Below are 240 nucleotides of genomic sequence, written 5' to 3'. Positions count from 1 at the left end.
GGTGTCGCAGGTTCGAATCCTGTCTTCCCGATTGATGGCGGTGTAGCTCAGCTGGCTAGAGCGTCCGGTTCATACCCGGGAGGTCGGGGGTTCGATCCCCTTCGCCGCTATAATGATCTTGTTGGACCTTTAGCTCAGCTGGTTAGAGCTCTCGGCTCATAACCGAGTGGTCGTAGGTTCAAGTCCTACAAGGTCCATTGGAATGATGGAGGATTACCCAAGTCCGGCTGAAGGGAACGG

Annotated in this window: 2 tRNA genes; both read left to right on the top strand. The window is 55.4% G+C overall.

Annotation, left to right across the window (positions count from 1 at the left end):
• Positions 1-36 precede the first annotated feature (36 nt).
• Positions 37-110, top strand: a tRNA-Met gene (locus HMPREF2957_RS06465).
• A 13-nt stretch (positions 111-123) separates the two neighbouring features.
• Positions 124-197 (top strand) — tRNA-Ile (locus tag HMPREF2957_RS06460).
• Positions 198-240: the final 43 nt, after the last annotated feature.

Source organism: Streptococcus sp. HMSC062D07, from assembly GCF_001814215.1.
GTDB lineage: Bacteria > Bacillota > Bacilli > Lactobacillales > Streptococcaceae > Streptococcus > Streptococcus infantis_I.
This window is presented reverse-complemented; position numbering and strand designations above follow the sequence as displayed.